We start from the raw sequence: 21,279 nt of genomic DNA, 5'->3' as shown, positions 1-21,279 counted from the left end.
CAGCGCGGAGCATGACGATAATTTAGAACTCATCGAGAATACTTAATGCATCCGCCAACTTCTTCACCCCATACACTTTCATATCGGCCGGTAATTTTTTCGGCATATTGGCATGAGGGACGATGGCGCGTTTAAATCCATGTTTTGCGGCTTCGGAAATACGTTCTTGCCCGCTTGGGACTGGGCGAATTTCTCCTGCCAGCCCCACTTCACCGAAAACCACAAGGTCACGAGGTAATGGGCGATCACGAAAACTTGAAACTAACGATAATAGCAGCGCGAGGTCAGCACTGGTTTCAGTCACTTTTACCCCACCGACTACGTTCACAAATACGTCTTGGTCAGACATTTGCAATCCGCCATGGCGATGCAGTACCGCCAGCAAAATCGCTAAACGGTTTTGCTCTAGCCCCACCGCCACACGACGGGGATTGGACATCATAGAATGGTCGACAAGTGCTTGGATCTCCACCAGCAATGGTCGCGTGCCTTCCCATACCACCATCACAGAACTGCCCGAGGTAATTTCATCTCCACGACTTAAGAAGATGGCGGACGGGTTGCTGACTTCTTTTAAACCTTGTTCCGTCATGGCAAATACACCCAGCTCGTTGACGGCACCAAAGCGGTTTTTGTGGCTGCGTAGGGTACGAAAGCGGTTGTCGGCATCACCATCGAGCATAATGGAGCAGTCGATACAGTGTTCAAGAACTTTTGGCCCTGCCAGAGAGCCATCTTTGGTGACGTGACCCACCATAATAATCGCCACGCCGCGAGTTTTCGCAAAGCGAGTCAGATAGGCCGCGGTTTCACGCACTTGCGCCACACTGCCCGGCGAAGATTGAATATCCGCCATGTGCATCACTTGGATGGAGTCGATGACCATCAGCTTAGGTTGCTCTTGCTCTGCGGTCAGGCAGATTTGTTCGATACTGGTTTCCGACAGCATATTGAGTGAGTCGGTAGGTAGCCCTAATCGGTGAGCGCGCATGGCGACTTGCTGCAAGGATTCTTCCCCCGTGACATACAGAGTTTTCATCTCCCGCGATAACAGGCACATAGTTTGCAGTAGTAAGGTACTTTTACCCGCTCCAGGGTTTCCCCCAATCAAGATGGCACTGCCTGGCACAACCCCACCACCGAGCACGCGGTCAAATTCTTTAAATCCGGTGGTAAAGCGTGGTAGTTCTTCGAGGCTAATCTCAGAGAGTTTTTGAACTTTACTGACTCCCGCCGCATTCCCCGCATAGCCCGTCAGCCTATCCGTACGCGCCGCAGTCGTCGATGCCAAACGCACTTCCGTAATGGTATTCCATGCATTACAGGCACTACACTGCCCCTGCCAGCGCGGATAATCCGCCCCACACTCATTACACACAAATGCCCTTTTCGCACCTTTCGCCACAGCCACTCCTTAATCACCCAATAAAAATGTTTAACGCTTTATTTTTAAATCTTTAATTTTTTGCTTTTTTCAATTCTTTGGTTTTAACTTCCATCAATTTTCTAAATAGTTCGGCGTTGTAGGTAGGCGGCAATTGAGGATATTCCTAGGAGCATACACAATTATGTGACCCGAGTAACCGAAAGAAGCCAACACCCCTACAACCCGAAATATGACGAAATTTTCTAAATAGTTCGGCGTTGTAGGCAGGCGGCAAGTGAGGATATCTCGGGGAGCATACACAAGTATGTGACCCGAGTAGCCGAAAGAAGCCAACACCCCTACAACCCGAAATATGACGAAAACTAGCGCTCCTCGTGCTTGAGCCCCCCGCTAAGGACGCATAGAACTCCCATCAGATCCGCATGCTTAATCCCCACTTTCGCCCTTGCAAACACTTTTGGTTTGGCGTGGTACGCTATCCCCAGCCCTGCTTTTCTGAGCATTTTTAGGTCGTTTGCCCCGTCACCAATGGCGACAGTTTGCTCTATTGGGATATTCAGTTTTTCTGCCAGTTTAACGAGGGTTTGTGCTTTGTATTTTGCATCGACAATCGCCCCTTTGACTTTGCCTGTCAGTTTGCCATTTTTAACTTCTAGGTGGTTGGCAACTGCCGCGACCAGCTTTAATCGCTGACGTAGGTTATCGGCAAAGAACGTAAATCCACCGGAGGCGATAGCAATATGCCAGTCCATCGCTTGTAACTTACGAACTAAACTGGTTAACCCCGGCATTAATGGTAGGGTTTCAAGCACTTGATCGAGAATAGCTGCGTCAGCGCCTTCGAGCAGTGCCACACGAGCACGTAGACTTTCCGTGAAATCGAGCTCCCCTTGCATGGCGCGCTCGGTCACTTCAGAGACTTGATCACCAACCCCTGCCAGACGGGCAATTTCATCGATACATTCTATTTGGATCGCGGTAGAGTCCATGTCCATGAGTAAGATCCCCGGGGATCGTAAACGTGGAATTTTACCAAGTGGCACCACATCCAATTTGCTTTCATCTGCAAGCTTTTTGATACGAGGGGTAATGCTGCCCGCGATGCGGACAACTTGGTAATCATCAATGCGCCAAGAGGAAACAATCACAATCGCTAACCCTAAACGCTGCTGGAAATCACTGATACGCGCTTTATCTAAGCCGCGACCATATAACAACCACCCAGTATCCCCTGCACGATAATCTAATGGCATCACTTCTTCACCACTCAATGAAAGCGGTAATCCCGGCCATTTTTGAATTTCATCGGGCAGATAACAATAGGTCAAACTCGTTGACATGAAAATTAGCTCCTGTAGTGGATACAACTTTTTTTTATAATGTATACCCTGTATAAAATTACTATACTTAAATTTTCCAGCAAGTTAGCGCTTCATAACTTTGCTAATTGCGATAAAACAGACAAAGAGCACGATGATTCCTATGAAACTCCCATTTAGGCTGCACAAAACCGTTATTATCGTTGTTTGCGTTGCATTGGTAACCTTCTTAATGCACGGGGTTTCATACTTGGGATATAGCCAAAGCCAAAGCCGGCTGGAACAATTTAAGCAATTAACTCAAGTATTAGCTGAGCAAGTGGCATTCAGCTTATCTGATTATGTGGTTCCCGGCAGCAAAGATTTTAATTTAGAACGAATTAATGCCAATTTAAATCATCTAGCTAAAGATCACTATATTTTGGATGCCAGTTTGTATACGGCGGCTGGCGTATTAATCACCCAAGCCGGGGAGCCCGCCAGTGTTAAGGAACGGCTTTCTCTTGATGGAAAGTCAGAGCTACAAAATTTTCATTATCAGTTAGTGGTAACCGTGCCGGGTGCACAAGAACCCAAAGGGTATTTACGCCTAACTATCGATACAGAGTCACTGACCACCGATCTTCAGCAAGCCGATAACACCGCCAATATCATGCGCATATTTATTTTATTATCTTTATGTATTGGCTTTATTTTGGCAAATACTCTAATGCGTCTGAAGAAAAAGAAAGGTCAGCAGCAATTGATAGTCGAACCTGACGAAAATACGGAAGAGAATGAAGATAAACCGGAAGTACAGAACAGTGGGTCACAAGGGGCTAAAAATACGCGTAGCCCCTTAAAATCACCACGCGCCAAACGCCGAAAAGATCCGAGCCCACATCGACCAAGACGGGTGGCACGCAAATTGACAGAAAAGCAGTAACAATCAGTTCTGTCTAGATTGACGTCGTATCAAACACAATCGGCGCAATAAGCTCCACTTTTCCGTTGGCTAACAAAGTCTCGGGTGGCATCGGAAACGGTGCAGCTCGTTGGATAGTCGCTAACGCTTCTTTATCAAGGAGCTTGGTACCTGACGAGTTAATCAAGCTGGCACTCACTAACTGGCCTTGGTTATCCACAATAATTTTGACTTGAGAAACGCCTGTTGAACGAAAACGCAAAGCTGCGCGTGGGTATCGCTTTGCTTTCGCTAACCGTTGATGAACTTCACTTTCCCACCCATGATGACCACTAACGGGTGCAGCGGCACTGCTGGCAAAATTCGCGCTGCTATTAGAAGCACTACCAGAGGTTGGCACCGAAGTCACTTCCGATTCTTGAGTAGAAACCGGGGCTTCTTCCACCACTTTTTTCTCTTGAACTGGCTTTTTCTTTGGCGGGCGTTTTTTCTCGGTGACGCGCGTCAATGTTCCATTATCAACTAACGGCGTTTGTGGTAACTTTTCTGCTTTTTCAACGACTTCAGGCTCAATTTCTTCTCGTGTTGCCATCTGCTGTTTAGGCGCATTGTTAACTTCAGGCTCCTGCTGCTGTTCCAGTTGATAAAGCCCTAATTGTAAAGAGATTGCGGGTGGTAAAACCCCGGTTTTTGGTAGGTTTGATGTAAACCACCCAATAAAAATCATTGCCAGTATTCCATGGAAAACAAGACTTCCACATAAACCGCCCAGAGGACGAAAAATTGGGCTTCCCAGCTGCCCCATACTGCTGTTCATATTTTGCCTCACATCTTTATTTTTCGCAGATTATAGGCATAATGCAAATCAAAATGATATTCATTATTATTAATAAAATAACAATAGTAACTACAAGGTATTGATTTAATTTATAAAGTCAATTTGAGCTATTTATTAAACTATTTTCACTTTTGACACCAGAGAATGACTATCGATAAATCCCTTGCTCGCAAAATCAGCGGCGCATATCAATCAACCTACGGTCAGCTTGTGCGATTTTTCCGCAGTCGACTAGGTAATAGTAACGATGCGGATGATTTATCACAGGATGTGTTTACACTATGGCTAAACCGTAAAGCACAGGATCCTGTGAAGGAGAACCGTGCTTATCTGTTTAAAATCGCTAGCAATGTGTTAATTGACCATTGGCGACGGAATCATCAACAGAGCCAGTCCCATACCTCGATTGATGAAGTGATGCATGAACAAAGTTTTGAGCAAACCACCGCCGACCCTAGCGAAATTTTAGAGCACCAACAGCGGATTGCGCGGCTTGGCGAGGCGATTGATCTTTTGCCTCCACGGCGCAGAGAAGCCTTTTTGCTGTATCGCTTTGATGGGTTATCGCAAAGTGAAATTGCAGAGCGTATGGAAATTTCGATCAGTATGGTGGAAAAACATATTGCAGCGGCATTAGTGCATTGTAAAAAATATCTAGACGATCAGAGCAATCATCCGTAATGGCAAAGAACCAAACCCAGCAACCAGAAAATACCTCGTCAGTCGAGCAACAACGCATCGACGAAGACGCGGCGCTGTGGTTTACCCGTGTGCATAGCCAGCAGCTCAGTGACCAACAATCTCAAGAATTTAAAACCTGGTTACGTGCTTCAAAAGCCCATGGCGATGCCTATGAGGCAATCGCGGGGATTTGGCAAGATATTGAAAAAGTTCCGCGTCCTGCACCTATTAAACCGGCCGCTTCAAAACTCGGATTTTCATCGTTTTGGAAGCCTCTCGGCCATCTCGTTGCCGCCTGCTTTATTGCCGTAGTCTTGTTTTTACCTTACAGCCAGCTTCCCTCCATGTTGCTCAATAACATGACGTTGGTTTCCACTGACTCCACCAAAGAGGTGACGTTGTCAGATGGCTCTCAGCTGTTTCTTAATCGCGATACCCGCATTCGAGTTGCTTATGAAACGCCAATCCGCCAGCTCTATTTAGACCAAGGTTCTGCTTACTTTAAAGTAAAATCCAACCCTTATCGCCCGTTTGTTATCAATGTCGATCAGCGACAAGTTCAGGTAGTCGGTACAGAATTTGAAGTGAATAAAAAAGGCGAGCAGGTGGCGGTCAATGTCAGCCAAGGCATTGTCAGCTTTCAAAGTCTCAACGCTCAAAAAACCGTATTACTGCTTGCCGGACAAGGTGCGCTAAGCCCGAGCATCAATGGTAAAATCGCGCTCAATTCTGTCCCCCCGCAAGAGGTAGCAAGATGGCGCTTTGGCGAACTCAGCTTTGTGGATAAACCCCTTGGTGAAGTCCTGTCTGAATTAAAAACCTATTCAGACTTTCAAGTTGAACTCTCTCCGAGCAATTTAGCTAACCGGAAAATATCAGGGCGCATTAACCTTCAACAGCCAGATGCCTTTTTTCAGGCGCTTCCCTCCCTCCTTCCTGTGCAAGTCGTGTATCAGGATAAAAATAACCTACTGATTATCCAAAACAAAAAAAATAAATAAAAAATATTTTTATTTGCAGGTGAGGATAATTCTCATTTCACCCTCTTCTTAAGTAGCTTTATTTTATTGATTACTTTTTAGCATATTTTTCGTGCAGCTTAAGAATAAGGGATATCCATGGCAATTCAATTCACACTCGGTCGGTTCAAGCCGATTGCGCTGTCACTGGCGGTCACCAGTGCCTTAGTCAGCCAATCTGCTATCGCCCAAGAAATCACTTTCTCATTACCAGAACAAGGATTGGCAAGTGCGATTGATCAAATCAGTCGCCAAGGTCAGGTTTCGCTCCTGTATGACAAAAGCCAGCTCAATGGGCTACGCGCTCCCGCCCTTTCTGGCAGCTATACCCCACAAACCGCATTACAAAAAATTCTTATTGGTAGCGGGTTAGAGCTGGTTAACGAAAACGGCATGTTGGTTATTCGTCCTCAAAACGTAAACCAAGGCACGTTAGTTCTCCCTGAAACTCAAGTGTCGGGCGTAGTACAAAATCACCCGGCCATGGACGTCATATCTGCGCCGCAATATGTCACCTCAGAAGAGATTAGCCAAAAAAACACTGGTGATGGCAATATTACCGACTTAATGAAAACCAACCCTGCGGTGCAGTTTGCGAATAACGATAGCAACTCCATGAACCAAGGGGAAATTAAGCCTTCACGTATTTCTATTCATGGTTCCAGTAGCTACCAGAACGCCTATCGCCTTGATGGCGTGAGCTTCAACAATGACTTTGACCCTGCCGACAGTGGCTTAGGCGAAACCGCCACACGACTGAGCAGCAGCGACCAAGGGATTTACATCGACAGCCGCTTGATTGATAGCATGGCCGTTTATGATAACAACATCCCAGTGGAATTCGGTGGCTTTACAGGAGGAACCGTTGAGGTAAACAGCCGCCGTTGGCAAGGTGAAAATAGCGCCCATGCCTATTATCGCTTAACCCGTTCTGGCTGGAATAATCTGTTCCACGATTCGACTCAATCTATCGATACCACCAAGAACGATACCGCTAACCCAGCTCGCTTCCAGAATCGCTACGATAAAAATGATTTTGGTGGCTGGTTTGAATTGGGCGTGACGGAAAATTCAGGTGTGGTGTTCTCAGCATCTCGCCGTAGTTCGACGATTCCGATGACGGTGACGGGTGGCGAAGCCTTTGTTTTAGAGAATAATACAATTGAGCCTATCTACTCAGACTCGGGTAAAAAAAATCAGCGCCGTACCTCCGATAACTATTTTTTGAAGTATTCGATGAATTTATCAGAGAAGAGCTCATTAGATTTATCAGCCAATTACGCCTCTTATGATAGCCGCTTATTTTCTTCATCAATCAGCAATTCCGGCTATGATTCAACCCATGATGGGTTAGGTTTTACCGCTGTCTTCAAACATCAATTCGATTTAGGCCAATTTGAAGCGACCGCCAATACACAAAGTTTGAAAGATGATCGTAAGAATGATCAAAAATATTCGTTAATGGTTCGCGCATTTGAATTTGATGAAGACTTTAACTACAAAGGCACCACGGAACGTAATAGTGGAGGACTAGGGGATTTAGAGTCGAAACAAAATACCCATAGCCTGAAAACCGTAATGCGTTTTAATCCGCAAGAAGATAGCTTAGGGTTAACTCACCAGCCAACCGCAGGAGCTGAAGTCAATTACACCAAAGGGACTTATGTCCGTGACCATGATTATTTCCAATATACCTATTCTGGAAATCTGATGGGTGATGACTACTCTGGGAGCTTAACGAATATCAGCCGCTTTAAAAAAGGCAGTTACTCCGCGGATTACACCAATTACGCCATCTTCCTTGATGACAATATTCAATATGGAAAATTAACCTTACGTCCTGGCGTTCGTCTTGATCGCGATGACTTTGTTAATCGCACCAACGTTGCCCCTCGCCTTTCAGGTACCTATGACTTATTTGGCGATAAGAAAACGCTGTTAATTGCCGGTGCAAACCGCTATTACGGTCGTTCAATGCTGACCTATGCTCTGTATGGGGCACAAAATGGTGGCATGCAAACCTGTGCAGGATATTTCGAGCCATGTTCGCTGATCCCTGAAAATAATGAATGGGACAACAAAAAAGACTACGAAGGGATCGATTCTCTTAAAACCCCTTATAACGATGAGCTCACCCTCGCACTGCAACAAGAAATCTTATCGACCACGTGGCGCTTACAGTATGTTCACCGTGAAGGCTATGACGAAGTGCGCACCCGCACCAAATACAACAGCCGCGATGAAGATAAACGCAGCATCCGTATGTACGATAATGGTGGGCGCAGCTCTCACGATACCGTGACATTATCCGTCAATAATAGCCAACCTTGGGAATGGGCAGAGGCATCCCATGTGATGACCGCCTCGTTCACGTGGCAACAAAGCGAAAGTAATACACCAAAAGACTCTGGCTATAACTCATTCGATCCGGGTAACAAAGTTAACCTCAACAAAGTGTGGTACGACGGTAAAGTGATTGATTCATCAAAACTGCCATCCACCAGCTTTAACTCGCCGATTAAGCTTAACCTAGAGATGACCAGTGTTTGGGATGAGTATGACGTCACATGGTACAACCGCCTGCAATGGTGGGGTTCTCGTGACCAAGCGGTTCGCTATGACAACGCTTACTACACCGACCCTGAATATGGTCAGTTACGCAAATACACCAAGCAAAACTTCGCGAGCAAATACACCTGGGATACTCGCCTAGGCTGGAAACCTGACTTTGCTTATGGCTTTGGATTCTCGGTTGAAGTGAATAACGTATTGAATAATAAAAATATTGCAGACCGCTTTATGTTCAATGACCGTACGATCAAATCTTATGATCCGGGTCGTCAGTTCTGGCTGCAAGTGAATTACGATCTCTAAGTAATAGCCGTGAGCAATGTCAAACACCATAACCAAGAAATAGTGTCATGAAGACCATTAAACAATTTTTCTATTTAGTTAAACCTTTTTGGGGGCAGCGTGCTGCCCTTGTATGCTGGGTACTGCTGTTTGCCTCATTAGGGCTAACCCTCTCTTCCGTCTGGTTCAATGTCAAAATGAACATGTGGAACGGGGATTTCTATAACGCCCTGCAAAAGCTGGACGGGCAAGCACTGTATGGGCTGCTGCAATACTTTGTGATTCTCGTCAGCGGGCTGATTTTTGTGGTGGTGATGGGCACCTACCTCAAGCAGATGCTGATTATCCGTTGGCGTAAAGGCATGACCGAGCAAGTGCTCGGTCGCTGGCTTTCCAGCAACAGTAAACACTATATGCTGAGGCTCGTCTCCCAAGAGCCCGATAACCCAGATCAACGTATTGCAGAAGATATTCGCTTACTGATTGAATCCACACTGAATCTGCTCGTCACTTTCTTGCATTCAATGCTGACATTAATTTCCTTTGCCGCGATTTTGTGGACGCTTTCAGGCAGCCTTTCATTAAGCTTCGCCGACAGCGATTGGACCATTCCGGGCTATATGTTCTGGGCCTGTATTATTTACACCATCATCGGGATCGCGCTAACCCAGCTCATTGGTTTCCCACTGCGCCGCCTGCATATGGATAAACAGCGCCGTGAAGCGGATTACCGTAGCTCGTTAATCAATTGCCGCCAACATGGGGATGCCATCGCAGGACAACGGGGTGAGCAACAAGATCGTAAAGAGCTGATGACCCGCTTTAGTGAAATTATCCGTAACTGGAACCAGTTAATTCGCTGCGAACGTAATTTATCGTTTTATACCGTCGGCTATCAGCAAGTGACCGCCCTCGCCCCTGTGTTACTCGCATTACCTAAATTTTTAGCCGGTGAGATTATGCTGGGTGGATTAATGCAGCTGCGCCAAGCGTTCACCAGTGTAGCGACTTCATTGGGCTGGTTTATTTTTGCCTATAAAGAGATTGCGGCATGGCAAGCTACCGTCACGCGTCTGTACAACTTCGTGGTGTTATTGGAAAACGATAAAACCCCAGAAGCCACTATCAACGAAGATAGCCTACCATTAACGGCAAATTTGAGCCTGTTTACGGCAGATCATCGCCCATTACTGAGCGCCATTGAGCTTAACCTCAAAAGCGGTGAGCTGATGTTGATCTCCGGTCGTTCCGGTATTGGTAAATCCACGCTACTGCGCACATTAAGCGGTCATTGGCCATTCTTTGATGGTGAGATTACACGTACAAATAACGTAATGTGGATCCCGCAGCGGCTTTATTTACCAATAAGCCGTTTAGATAACTTATTGGCTTACCCACAAGATGCCAGCCAATTTGCGGCTTCGGATCTGAAATATGCGCTGACCCTTGTTGGATTAGAAAAACTTCATTCACAACTGGCTTTAGAAACCGATTGGCATAACCGACTTTCTGGCGGTGAACAGCAGCGGATCATGTTTGCGCGACTGCTTCTAAATCAACCTAAGTTAATGCTATTGGATGAAATGACCTCTGCCCTAGATGAACCGAGTGCGCTGGCTTTGCTAAATATGCTAAAAGCCCAACTCCCCGCCAGCAGCATCGTTTTGGTTAGCCATCAAAGCTTTATTGACCCATTAGCTGATAAGCATCTGCGTTTATCTGAAACAACGCAAAATACCCCATTGATGACAGGAGCCCCAGAATATGCTTCGTAAAATTACCTTGGTCGCCGTCATTGCGGCTCTTTTAGGAGGCTGTGTTAACGGCGCACCTCGACAATCTGGCGAGCAAACATTGCTGCCAGTACGCCAAGATCTGCAACATTATCAACTCGATAATGGGCTGCAAGTTTATCTGCTTCAGCGCAATCAACCAGGGGTCGAGCTGCGCTTATTGATCAATGCGGGTTCATTGCAAGAAACCGAACAGCAACTCGGTTTAGCCCATTTTACTGAACATATGGCGTTTAAAGGTACCCAACATTTCCCCGGCACCACAGGCTTTAAGCAATTAGAACAGCAAGGGCTTAAACTCGGTAGTCACGTCAATGCGATCACCAGTCTCAACAGCACCTTATATAAATTGTCACTGCCAAATGCCACGCCAGCGCAAGTCAGCACAGGGTTACAGGTCATGGCGGATTGGGCAGCAAATATGACCTTCGATACCGAGGCATTTGAAAAAGAGCGCCCCGTCATTATTGAAGAGTGGCGCTTGCGTCAAGGCATGGGCTACCGCATTAATGACAGCCTCGAAAAATTGCGTTACCACGGTAGCCGCTACGCAGAGCGTAACCCTATTGGCTCCCTTGATGTGGTTCGCCAAGCCCCTATTGAGCAAGCCAAGGCCTACTACAAAACGTGGTATCAGCCTCAGCGCATGAGCTTATTGATTATTGGGGACTTCAGCACATCAACAGTACGTGATGAAGTAAAAACGTTGTTTGCGTTACCAAAGCCGGAAAAAATTGCCCAAGATTCTCCAGAATGGAAGCGCTTTGCCGATTCCAACAATATGCTTGTTCAAGGGGTATTTGATAAAGAACAAGGTGCCCGCTACGTGCAGTTTTCACTGCAAAAAAATGTCTCCGCACCGCTGAATACTCGCCAAGGTCAAACCGACGATCTGATGGATAATTTATGGTTGACCATCTTGAATCAACGTTTTTCCGTGATGGTCGATAATGGCATTTTGCCGTCCATTAGTATTAATGAACAAGGAGCAATGCTAGATAACCAACGCCTTCAGCAGCTGATGATCATCCACCCGAAAGGTAATGATTATACAGGCGCGACCGCAATTCTGTTTACTGAACTACAACGCCTTGCGACCGAACCTGTGACTCAACAAGAGCTGGATAGCGCCAAGCAAGGCATGTTGAAGAAACTGAGCCAACAAGCCGGTTCCGAGCAGCGTTATAGTAATGAATACTTAGCTGGGCAACTGACCACCGCACTCGAATATGAAATGCCGATGTGGAACAAACGCCAGCAGTTGGATAATAGCTACCAATTAACTAAAAATATCCAGCCTCAAGATTTACAGCGTCATGTGGCTAGCCTTTTACAGGTCGCATCCCCACGCTTAGCGCTGATTGGCCCTGATACCGATGAAAAGGCGGTGAACAAACAAACCTTCAATGAACAGTGGCAACGAATTCGCCAAACACAACCGGGTCCGTTCACGCTGCGTTCTCAAGCCATTAGCCTGAAGTTACCCGTCGTAGCAAAAGGCACAATTACCGAACAAGCGTCACTGCCTATTGAAAAAACAGAGCAGTGGACACTCAGCAATGGCATTAAAGTGATTGTTAAAACGGATAAAAATCTCAAAGATGATATTCAGTTTAACTTACAGCTGCCGGGTGGTCGTTCCCTTGAAACCCTGCAAACTGCAGGCTTAACCGACTGGGCAATGAAGCTGCCAGAAAGCAGCGGTTATGGCAATTACAGTGCCCGTGATTTGGCGTTATTAGCCAAACAAAATCAGGTTAGCGTTCGCCCTTATAGCGAGCTACTCAACCACGGTTATCGAGGTAAAACTCCCGTTGATAATCTCGAAACCGCGTTGCAGCTACTGAATTTAAAGCTGACCGCGCCGCAGTTTAGCGGAGAGAAACTCGAGCAGCAAAAGCAGGCTTTCGCACTGAACTTATCGAAAATGCCTGTAGAGCGCACCTTCCTCGACCATATTAATCAGCAAAGTTACCAACATGGCGAGCTGTTAGTGATCTCCCCTGAAGGCGCTTGGAAGACATTTACCGCTCAGCAGCTTCAACAAGCCAACCGCCAATTACTCACTTCCACGTCAGATATGACATTGGTTATCACTGGTGCGATGAATGCCCGCGAACTGAAACCACTATTGGAGCAATGGGTCGCAACACTACCTGCCCATGATGGCAAACTGGCATGGCGCAACCAAGGGATCATGCCGAAGATGGCCAGCTTTAATCAGCAATATCCGATCAGTAGCAGCGATAAGAGTATGATCAGCATTCAATTTGCCGCGCCAGCCCAGTGGTCTCAGCAAGATCAGCTGGCTCTACAATTGATTGATACCATTGTTAGCCAGCGCCTGCGTAGCGAATTGCGTGAAAAAGCCAGCGGCATTTATGCCCTTAGCTTCTCGCAAATGTTAGCGAAGAAACCACAACCGTATTACACCGGACGCTTAAATTTCACCACCGCGCCAGAACGTGCGTCAGAAATGGTGACGTTGGCACACAATACTGTTGCCCAGCTGCGCCAAACGGGTGTAACGGAAAAAGAGTTAACGGAAGCCAAAAATATTTGGCTCACTGAAAATGCACAAGTCACGGATAGCTCAAGCTATTGGACTGAAGCACTCGCACAAATCGCAGCTGATGATGGGCAATATCAACGCCTCACGCAAGAACGTGCGGTGATTGAGTCCTTAACACTCCCACAGATAAATCAGTTAGCGGGTAAATACTTAGGGCAAAATCAAAAAATATTTATGATGACGCCATAGCCGTTATAGTATCGTAAGAAGCCAACCGCTTAATTTATCAAGCGGTTGGTTTTTGTTTCACATTAACCATACCCTTATTTAAATACATGTCTTACATTATAAATAAAATTTAGTATCCGATTATTTAAGTCATTAAATAATGAATAAAAGCGCTCTTTAAATGATGATTTCTTAGATTTTGCTATTTCAACCTCTGATATTAATTTATCCGTTGAAAGATTCAGATAATGTTCAATATCGTTAGCAATTTTATTAACCTTGATTCTCTTACACTGTAGAATGTTAATAATTAAATCAAGTCTAGAGGAAAAAACATCTATCTTTGAGCCACTTCTTTTTTTATGAATCGAGTCAATCACAGAATCCACAATACTTTTAGGGATTGATTTCATTATTAACATTGATTGAATTCTATTAATGCTCGTATCTACAACCTCATTTTTCTCTTTAATATAATTATCATATAGGCTTTTTTCTTTGTCGCGCTTGGCATCATATTCAGACTGTAATGATTCAATATCCGAATTCATTTTCTCTTTGATAAATTCAATAATACGCCCATCTTTTACATTATGACTCAATGTAGTTAAACATTCGCCTTTCTCACCTGTAAATTCATTATCGGAAAGAACTTTTTTAATTAGCGTAATTTTTTTTATACTATCAATCGAGTTAAAGGCATCAAATCCAGCACCACTTTTTATATCTTTGATATTTTTCACTGACTCCATGTAATCGGCCTTATTTGATTTAAGTTTATCTAAGTTTTCATTTGAATAGGCCATAATCTGCTTTTTGATTTCTGCGGTAATTTCCTTCGGGTAATGATGTTTCTCAAGCAGAGACAAGATAGAGTAAGACATTGTCCGATAATAGGATTTATAGATTGATAAAAATCGTTGTTCTTGAAAAAGGTTAAGAACCGTTTTTTTATCAGAATCATTGTCCAATTTTCCAATAATACCGATGAAAAAATTCTCCAATTCCGTTCTTACCTGATCATTTCCATCAATGGCTTTTCTCGTTCTAATATAGCTAATTAATACATTTATATAGCTCAAGTTTTTTTCTGAAAGCCTTTCCCCGATTTTTAAGTTATCTGTTAACTCTTCAAAACTGTTGTAAAAAACTTCCTTGAGCTCTTGACTCTCTTTTGGTTGATTGATTTCTTTTATCCTAATTAAATCCAATTTACTTTTTATTTCTGATTTCACATCTGATTTAAACTGAGTAAACTTGCTCTCAATTTTTTCCAGTACAGGGCTTGACTTTACTTTTTTCTCACCTGAAGGAGAGGCTGCAGTAAGTTTATCCGATGAACTTTCGCTTTTCGCTTCCGATTTTACACTCGCTTTTAAATATTCATTTTCCGTGCCATTCACAACCTTTAAGGCTTTATTAAAATACTTATCAATTTTTCTTTTCGCACCCTCGCTTGCAACAATGCTCCATGCATTATTTATTTCTGTCCAGCCATCTCCACCATTGTTTTTGGCTGCTTTAATTTTATCGATGATGATATCGCTTTTCCCTTCGAAAACCTTTGGATTTTTAGTTATTGCGATTACCATATCATTCAATGAACCATCAATTAACGCAGCAGTTTTAGATTGATTTTGAAAAAGTTTCATATACATTCCTTTTTGTATAAACTAGTTTAGTTTTAAAAAAAGAGCTTATTCTTAACATTAACTAAGAAATAAGCTCTTTTGAGAATAGTTATATTATTGTATTAAAAATTTAATTGAATGAATTTTTATTAACTTTATAAGCATCACGTAAACTCAATTCATTCCTTCTGGTTTTAAATTTTATTTTTAACTTAGAAAGTGCTTCAATTGTTTTCTCGATATCTTTTTTAAAGCTTAATAAGTTATTTTCATTATCTTCTTCCACATCAACTTCTTCTATCTTTGAAAGGATATAGCTATCTTTATTAATTTTATTATCTTTCTTTTCCACTGGTATCATTTGGTGATTTTTTACTGAGTTTAAAAATGCAATATCGTTTACATCTGAATTTACATTTCTATTTGAAACTTGCGAATCAATAAAATCGCTTTCGGGTTTTACCATAGAAGATGCTTTTTCTTCACTATGATAAATATCAATCCCAAACTTACGATCAAGCATCATAGCAATTTTTTCACGCACAGGTTCATTAGCACTTTTCGTTTTAGCTTTAATCGTTTTTTTAATATCCACACTCTCTAGGAACGAATTATTCTTGTTAATTTCCGTAATTTTACGCTCTATTTTTCTTAGTGATTTCTTTGAAATATCATTATTATTTGATTTAATTTCAATAGATTCAATGACTGAATGGTAGCTTCTAATCACTTTTTTTCGCAATACCATTTCATTGACTGAATCAAGCTTATTTTGAACAGATGAAATAAAGCATCCAATCGTTGAGTTCAATGTACTTTTGAATCCAGATTTGTGCTGAACATCATGATTTACGCCCTTATTTAGGAATATATTATTTTTATTGCTAATTGAACCATTTCTAATAAATGACATACTCGCTTCCTTAATTTAAATAAAATAAAAATAATAATATATCCTTCAATTTATCTACGATATCAAATATCGCCATTTATATGTTTTCAATATTAAAATTTATATTCCCCATATTAATCCATGGAAATAAGCCATTTACTTCGTTGACATACATTGCTTTTAATGTGATTAATATTCTTCTAAAAAACGATAATAAAAGGAAATTTTTGTGAACAACGTAATAATACGTAGAGCCACTTTGGACGATGTCCACGCTATCACACAAATGCATGCTGATTACTCCGCTTATGCCAACACTTTGCAACTGCCTTATCCCACAGAGAAAACATGGGAAGCTCGACTAGGAGTCAATGATCCGCTAGTGACTCAATTTGTCGCCACACTTGATAATGCCGTGGTGGGGCTACTTGTCGTGCATCAACCAGCACAAATACGTCGCCGACATGTGGCAAGTTTCGGTATTACTGTGAGCCAGGCTTATCAAGGCAAAGGAATTGGTTCAAAATTAATGCAAGTTATGGTGGATTACTGTGACAATTGGCTGAATGTTCACCGCATTGAATTAGAAGTCTTTGCCTCTAATGGTAGCGGTTTCGGTCTATATGAAAAATTTGGCTTCAAGCAAGAGGGGGTTTTGCGTGATTACGCTTTTCGTGATGGTGTGTATGTGGATGCGATTGTGATGAGTCGAATTAAATCGAAAATTTAAGCAGATTTATAAATCAAAAATGCCACTCGAAAGTGGCATTTTTATATTCAGATTAGAGCGCTAATTAACAATTATTTATCGCCTAACAGAACCGAATCCAGTGCGATTTCAATCATTTCATTGAACGTGGTTTGACGCTCTTCTGACGTTGTTTGCTCGCCAGTTTTGATGTGGTCAGAAACGGTACAGATAGTCAGTGCGCGAGCACCAAACTCAGCAGCAACACCGTAGATACCTGCGGCTTCCATTTCCACACCGAGGATGCCGTATTTTTCCATCACTTTAAACATGTCTGGGTCTGGAGAATAGAACAGATCCGCAGAGAACAGGTTACCAACACGAACATTTACGTTACGCGCTTTAGCAGCTTCAACCGCGTTATGCACTAAGTCATAATCTGCAATTGCTGCAAAATCATGGTCTTTGAAGCGCTGACGGTTCACTTTAGAGTCTGTACATGCGCCCATACCGATAACCACGTCACGCAGTTTCACGTCATCCATGACTGCGCCACATGAACCAACACGGATCAGCGTTTTAACGCCAAAATCAGTGATCAGCTCTTTTGCATAGATGGAGCAGGAAGGAATACCCATACCATGGCCCATAACGGAAATTTTACGACCTTTATAAGTCCCTGTGAAACCTAACATACCGCGTACGTTATTCACTTGGCGAACATCTTGAAGGAAAGTTTCTGCAATGTACTTCGCGCGCAGTGGGTCACCCGGCATCAGTACGACGTCAGCGAAATCACCCATTTCTGCATTAATATGTGGAGTAGCCATTCGTATTCCCTTTTAATCGTTAAAATTGTGCACAATAAATAAGGCAGTTTCCTGCCTTATTTTTAAATCACCCTGCTGCAAGCTTAAAGCATCGGCTTACCGTATTCCATTGGTGATAAATCAAAATAATTCGCGACCGTCTGCCCAATATCTGCGAATGTTTCACGGTGACCTAAAGAACCCGGTTTAACTTTTGGTCCGTACACCAACACTGGGATATGTTCACGAGTGTGGTCTGTACCCGGCCAAGTAGGGTCACAGCCATGGTCAGCGGTTAAGATAAGAATGTCATCTTCTTTAACCAGTTTCAGCATTTCAGGTAAGCGGCTATCAAATAGCTCTAATGCAGCAGCATAACCGGCAACATCACGACGGTGACCGTATGCAGAGTCAAAATCCACGAAGTTAGTGAAAACGATAGTGTCGTCACCCGCGATTTTCATCTCTTCTAAGGTTGCATCAAACAACGCATTGATACCTGTTGCTTTGATTTTTTTGGTGATACCAACATGAGCGTAGATATCGGCAATTTTACCGATAGACACCACTTCACCTTGTTTTTCTTCCACTAATTTTTGCAGTACCGTTGGTGCTGGTGGCTCAACCGCTAAGTCATGGCGGTTACCCGTACGCTCAAAGCTACCTGCTTTGTCACCAACAAATGGACGCGCAATGACACGACCGATGTTGTAACCACCTTTAGTTAACTCTTCACGGGCAATTTCACACAGCTCATACAGCTTATCTAAGCCGTAAGTCTCTTCATGGCACGCGATTTGGAATACAGAGTCCGCAGAGGTATAGAAAATTGGCTTGCCAGTTTTCATGTGCTCTTCACCCAGTTGGTCCAGAATAACCGTACCCGATGAATGGCAGTTACCTAAATAACCCGGTAAATTGGCTTTTTCTACCAGCGTATCCAGCAATTCTTGTGGGAAACTGTTTTCGTGTTTTTCGAAATAGCCCCAATCGAACAGCACAGGAACGCCCGCAATTTCCCAGTGACCCGACGGTGTATCTTTACCTGAAGATAACTCGCTCGCGTAACCATATGCACCGATAATTTCTGCATTTGGATCCAGACCCGCAGGGAATTTTCCGCTTGATTCTTCCCCTGCTTTTCCTAAACCTAATTTCGTTAAGTTAGGCAGGTGTAATGGACCTTTACGGCCTTTGTCTGCTTCCCCACGAGCACAAGCGTCTGCGATGTGACCTAGAGTGTTCGAACCTTCGTCACCGAATTTGTGGGCATCACCTGCAGCGCCGATCCCGAAGGAATCCAGTACCATGATAAATGTGCGTTTCATATTTATTCTCCTGCGATACAGCTTATCTGTTCATCGCGTCATCTAACTCGCACCCTTCAATGAAAGATGCGGGTATCGGTTTATTCACTAATTTGACGATAGACCATTGGTGTCGCTTCTGGGGCTTTATCCCCAATAATCATAGCAGCGCGAACTTCTTTCGCTGCATCTTCCCATGATTTTTCGCTATTGGCATGAATGATCGCAAGTGGGGTTTGGGTATCAACTTTGCTACCTAATGCTACGATATCACTTAAGCCAACGCTGTAATCGATAGGATCAGAAGCTTTACGACGACCACCCCCTAACGTTACCACAGACATACCCAGTGCTCGTGTGTCCATTTGTGTGATAATGCCCGCTTGTGGTGCGTAAACCGCCTTGCTGAGGACGGCAGTTGGCAGATATTTGCTGTAATTTTCAACAAAATCTTTCGGTCCTTTTTGTGCCGCAACCATACGACCAAACACTTCCGCCGCTTTGCCGTTATCCAGTACCGCTTGTAATTTCTGACGCGCATCGTCACGATCCGACGCCAATTTACCGGAAACTAACATTTCCACACACAGCGCCATGGTGACTTCAAACAAACGTGGGTTACGGTATTCACCCGTCAAGAATTGCACAGCTTCGCGCACTTCCACTGCGTTACCAGCACTGGATGCCAGCACTTCATTCATGTCAGTTAATAACGCGGTGGTATTACAACCTGCGCCATTGGCGACTTGCACGATAGATTCAGCCAGTTGTTCTGATTTTTCGTAGGTTGGCATAAATGCACCAGAACCCACTTTAACGTCCATCACTAACGCATCTAACCCTTCGGCTAACTTTTTACCTAAGATAGACGCGGTGATAAGCGGAATAGAATCCACGGTCGCTGTGATATCACGAGTCGCATAGAAACGCTTATCAGCAGGGGCTAAAGAGTTAGTTTGACCAATAATTGCCACGCCTACATTTTTGATAATGTCGCGAAAACGCTCATCGTCAGGGAAAATATCAAACCCAGGGATAGCTTCGAGCTTATCAAGGGTTCCACCAGTGTGACCTAAGCCGCGGCCGGAGATCATCGGAACATACCCGCCGCATGCAGCAACCATAGGTCCCAACATGAGTGAAGTCACATCCCCCACACCGCCCGTGGAGTGTTTATCTACGAGTGGGCCATTAAGATTCAGTGATTTCCAATTTAATACGGAACCTGAATCACGCATCGCTAGCGTTAGTGCGACACGTTCAGGGGTTGTCATATCATTGAAATAGATGGTCATTGCAAGGGCTGCAATTTGACCTTCAGAAACAGTATTATCACGTACCCCATTGATGAAGAAGCGAATTTCTTCTTCGCTTAATGGTTTGCCGTCACGTTTTTTACGAATAATTTCTTGAGCGAGAAACACAATAGGCTCCTTAATTCACATCGAATTCTTCGGCTAAATAGTCACGGCTGTTGCTCAGTCAGATTGAGCAACAGCCTGATGTCACTAATAATTGCGATTATTAATAGCTGCTGGAGGATTTTTTAACGTCAAATCCTAGCGTATTTAATAAATTCGCTAATAAGCTAGATGCACCAAAACGGAAATGGCGAGCATCAGCCCAGTTATCGCCTAAGATTTTGCTTGCTAAGGCTAAATATTGTGCTGCTTCTTCAGCGGTACGAACTCCGCCAGCAGGTTTGAAACCAACACTTTTCGCAACGCCCATATCATGAATGACTTGCATCATGATTTCTGCGCTTTCTAAAGTGGCATTCACAGGCACTTTACCTGTAGATGTCTTAATAAAATCAGCACCTGCATTGATTGAAATTTCAGACGCTTTACGGATTAATGCGGCATCTTTTAGTTCGCCAGTTTCAATGATCACTTTCAGTAATACATTTGCGGCTGCGCAAGCATCTTTACATGCTTTCACTAAATCGAAACCTATTTTTTCATTGCCAGCCATCAGTGCACGGTATGGGAATACAACGTCAACTTCATCCGCACCATAAGCAATGGCAGCTTTAGTTTCAGCTAAAGCAATCTCAATATCATCATTACCATGTGGGAAGTTGGTGACGGTCGCAATGCGGATATCTGGTGTTCCTTGTTCACGTAAGGTTTTACGTGCAATAGGAATAAAACGAGGATAAATACAGATAGCAGCGGTGTGACCTGCTGGGCTTTTTGCCTGCTGACATAAGGCGATCACTTTTGCGTCAGTGTCGTCATCATTTAACGTGGTTAAATCCATCAGGGTCAGTGCGCGTTGCGCTGCTGCTTTTAAATCAGTCATATAACTCTCCAACGATGTTAATTCTTTCAGAACGATACGTTCTTTGTTGGCGAGCGGGCTTGTTCCATAAAGATGCTAGTTAGGTTTTCCAAACTCAGCAGCTGAGATCCATCT

The 21,279-nt window shown here is 43.8% G+C and carries 16 protein-coding genes; 7 read left to right on the top strand and 9 right to left on the bottom strand.

Going from position 1 to position 21,279, the window contains the following annotated elements; genetic code table 11:
- Positions 1 to 22: 22 nt before the first annotated feature.
- Together radA and serB are read right to left on the bottom strand one after the other, a co-directional pair.
- Positions 23 to 1,405: a DNA repair protein RadA gene (radA, locus tag LDO51_RS09935; RefSeq protein ID WP_036950249.1), complete on the bottom strand. Its 1,383-nt coding sequence runs from the start codon at positions 1,403 to 1,405 to the stop codon at positions 23 to 25.
- 344 nt (positions 1,406 to 1,749) lie between these two features.
- Positions 1,750 to 2,727: a phosphoserine phosphatase gene (serB, locus tag LDO51_RS09930; RefSeq protein ID WP_225574427.1), complete on the bottom strand. Its 978-nt coding sequence runs from the start codon at positions 2,725 to 2,727 to the stop codon at positions 1,750 to 1,752.
- Positions 2,728 to 2,869: 142 nt separating this feature from the next.
- Here serB and LDO51_RS09925 point away from each other — a divergent pair, with 142 nt between their 5' ends.
- Positions 2,870 to 3,631, top strand: coding sequence for an AhpA/YtjB family protein (locus LDO51_RS09925; protein WP_225574426.1), 762 nt, complete (start codon positions 2,870 to 2,872; stop codon positions 3,629 to 3,631).
- Between the two features lie 13 nt (positions 3,632 to 3,644).
- On the opposite strand, the gene LDO51_RS09920 is transcribed toward LDO51_RS09925, so the two are convergent.
- Positions 3,645 to 4,427: an energy transducer TonB gene (locus LDO51_RS09920; protein WP_225574425.1), complete on the bottom strand. Its 783-nt coding sequence runs from the start codon at positions 4,425 to 4,427 to the stop codon at positions 3,645 to 3,647.
- A gap of 165 nt (positions 4,428 to 4,592) precedes the next feature.
- Between LDO51_RS09920 and LDO51_RS09915 the strand changes: the two genes are divergently transcribed.
- The 5 genes from LDO51_RS09915 to LDO51_RS09895 all read left to right on the top strand — a co-directional run bounded on the left by LDO51_RS09915 (position 4,593) and on the right by LDO51_RS09895 (position 13,555).
- The gene (locus tag LDO51_RS09915; RefSeq protein WP_225574424.1) at positions 4,593 to 5,129 is read left to right on the top strand and encodes an RNA polymerase sigma factor; all 537 of its coding nucleotides are present in this window, start codon (positions 4,593 to 4,595) and stop codon (positions 5,127 to 5,129) included.
- Positions 5,129 to 6,130 (top strand): FecR family protein, encoded by a 1,002-nt coding sequence (locus tag LDO51_RS09910; RefSeq protein ID WP_225574422.1) that lies wholly within the window; start codon positions 5,129 to 5,131, stop codon positions 6,128 to 6,130. Before LDO51_RS09915 ends, LDO51_RS09910 begins: the two co-directional genes overlap by 1 nt.
- Before the next feature lie 117 nt (positions 6,131 to 6,247).
- Positions 6,248 to 9,022 (top strand): secretin and TonB N-terminal domain-containing protein, encoded by a 2,775-nt coding sequence (locus LDO51_RS09905; protein ID WP_225574421.1) that lies wholly within the window; start codon positions 6,248 to 6,250, stop codon positions 9,020 to 9,022.
- Positions 9,023 to 9,069: 47 nt separating this feature from the next.
- Entirely contained in the window at positions 9,070 to 10,776 is a 1,707-nt protein-coding gene (locus tag LDO51_RS09900; protein WP_225574419.1) for an ABC transporter ATP-binding protein/permease, read from the top strand.
- A complete protein-coding gene (locus LDO51_RS09895) occupies positions 10,766 to 13,555 on the top strand; it encodes a M16 family metallopeptidase (RefSeq protein ID WP_225574418.1) in 2,790 nt (929 codons plus the stop codon). The genes LDO51_RS09900 and LDO51_RS09895 overlap by 11 nt, the downstream gene beginning before the upstream one ends.
- 74 nt (positions 13,556 to 13,629) lie before the next feature.
- Here LDO51_RS09895 and LDO51_RS09890 read toward each other — a convergent pair whose 3' ends face one another.
- Both LDO51_RS09890 and LDO51_RS09885 read right to left on the bottom strand, forming a co-directional pair.
- Positions 13,630 to 15,186, bottom strand: coding sequence for a hypothetical protein (locus LDO51_RS09890; RefSeq protein ID WP_225574417.1), 1,557 nt, complete (start codon positions 15,184 to 15,186; stop codon positions 13,630 to 13,632).
- 109 nt (positions 15,187 to 15,295) lie between these two features.
- Entirely contained in the window at positions 15,296 to 16,078 is a 783-nt protein-coding gene (locus LDO51_RS09885) for a hypothetical protein (protein WP_225574416.1), read from the bottom strand.
- A 208-nt stretch (positions 16,079 to 16,286) separates the two neighbouring features.
- Here LDO51_RS09885 and LDO51_RS09880 point away from each other — a divergent pair, with 208 nt between their 5' ends.
- Complete coding sequence (locus LDO51_RS09880; protein ID WP_225574415.1) at positions 16,287 to 16,787, top strand: GNAT family N-acetyltransferase; 501 nt, start codon at positions 16,287 to 16,289, stop codon at positions 16,785 to 16,787.
- Positions 16,788 to 16,858: 71 nt separating this feature from the next.
- Here the strand turns inward: LDO51_RS09880 and deoD are convergent, their stop codons facing one another.
- The 4 genes from deoD to deoC form a co-directional block, all read right to left on the bottom strand.
- A complete protein-coding gene (deoD, locus tag LDO51_RS09875) occupies positions 16,859 to 17,575 on the bottom strand; it encodes a purine-nucleoside phosphorylase (RefSeq protein WP_006657106.1) in 717 nt (238 codons plus the stop codon).
- A gap of 83 nt (positions 17,576 to 17,658) precedes the next feature.
- The gene (deoB, locus tag LDO51_RS09870) at positions 17,659 to 18,882 is read right to left on the bottom strand and encodes a phosphopentomutase (RefSeq protein WP_225574414.1); all 1,224 of its coding nucleotides are present in this window, start codon (positions 18,880 to 18,882) and stop codon (positions 17,659 to 17,661) included.
- A gap of 80 nt (positions 18,883 to 18,962) precedes the next feature.
- A complete protein-coding gene (deoA, locus tag LDO51_RS09865; RefSeq protein ID WP_225574412.1) occupies positions 18,963 to 20,285 on the bottom strand; it encodes a thymidine phosphorylase in 1,323 nt (440 codons plus the stop codon).
- Positions 20,286 to 20,385: 100 nt separating this feature from the next.
- Positions 20,386 to 21,165, bottom strand: coding sequence for a deoxyribose-phosphate aldolase (gene deoC, locus LDO51_RS09860; protein WP_225574411.1), 780 nt, complete (start codon positions 21,163 to 21,165; stop codon positions 20,386 to 20,388).
- Positions 21,166 to 21,279 lie beyond the last annotated feature (114 nt).

This window comes from Providencia alcalifaciens, from assembly GCF_020271745.1.
Taxonomy (GTDB): domain Bacteria; phylum Pseudomonadota; class Gammaproteobacteria; order Enterobacterales; family Enterobacteriaceae; genus Providencia; species Providencia alcalifaciens_B.
This window is presented reverse-complemented; position numbering and strand designations above follow the sequence as displayed.

Bases quoted from the DNA above. Each gene is read 5' to 3' on its own strand.
- serB (WP_225574427.1), bottom strand. From the start codon at position 2,727: ATGTCAACGAGTTTGACCTATTGTTATCTGCCCGATGAAATTCAAAAA.
- LDO51_RS09925 (WP_225574426.1), top strand. From the start codon at position 2,870: ATGAAACTCCCATTTAGGCTGCACAAAACCGTTATTATCGTTGTTTGC.
- LDO51_RS09920 (WP_225574425.1), bottom strand. From the start codon at position 4,427: ATGAACAGCAGTATGGGGCAGCTGGGAAGCCCAATTTTTCGTCCTCTG.
- LDO51_RS09915 (WP_225574424.1), top strand. From the start codon at position 4,593: ATGACTATCGATAAATCCCTTGCTCGCAAAATCAGCGGCGCATATCAA.
- LDO51_RS09910 (WP_225574422.1), top strand. From the start codon at position 5,129: ATGGCAAAGAACCAAACCCAGCAACCAGAAAATACCTCGTCAGTCGAG.
- LDO51_RS09905 (WP_225574421.1), top strand. From the start codon at position 6,248: ATGGCAATTCAATTCACACTCGGTCGGTTCAAGCCGATTGCGCTGTCA.
- LDO51_RS09900 (WP_225574419.1), top strand. From the start codon at position 9,070: ATGAAGACCATTAAACAATTTTTCTATTTAGTTAAACCTTTTTGGGGG.
- LDO51_RS09895 (WP_225574418.1), top strand. From the start codon at position 10,766: ATGCTTCGTAAAATTACCTTGGTCGCCGTCATTGCGGCTCTTTTAGGA.
- LDO51_RS09890 (WP_225574417.1), bottom strand. From the start codon at position 15,186: ATGAAACTTTTTCAAAATCAATCTAAAACTGCTGCGTTAATTGATGGT.
- LDO51_RS09885 (WP_225574416.1), bottom strand. From the start codon at position 16,078: ATGTCATTTATTAGAAATGGTTCAATTAGCAATAAAAATAATATATTC.
- deoD (WP_006657106.1), bottom strand. From the start codon at position 17,575: ATGGCTACTCCACATATTAATGCAGAAATGGGTGATTTCGCTGACGTC.
- deoB (WP_225574414.1), bottom strand. From the start codon at position 18,882: ATGAAACGCACATTTATCATGGTACTGGATTCCTTCGGGATCGGCGCT.
- deoC (WP_225574411.1), bottom strand. From the start codon at position 21,165: ATGACTGATTTAAAAGCAGCAGCGCAACGCGCACTGACCCTGATGGAT.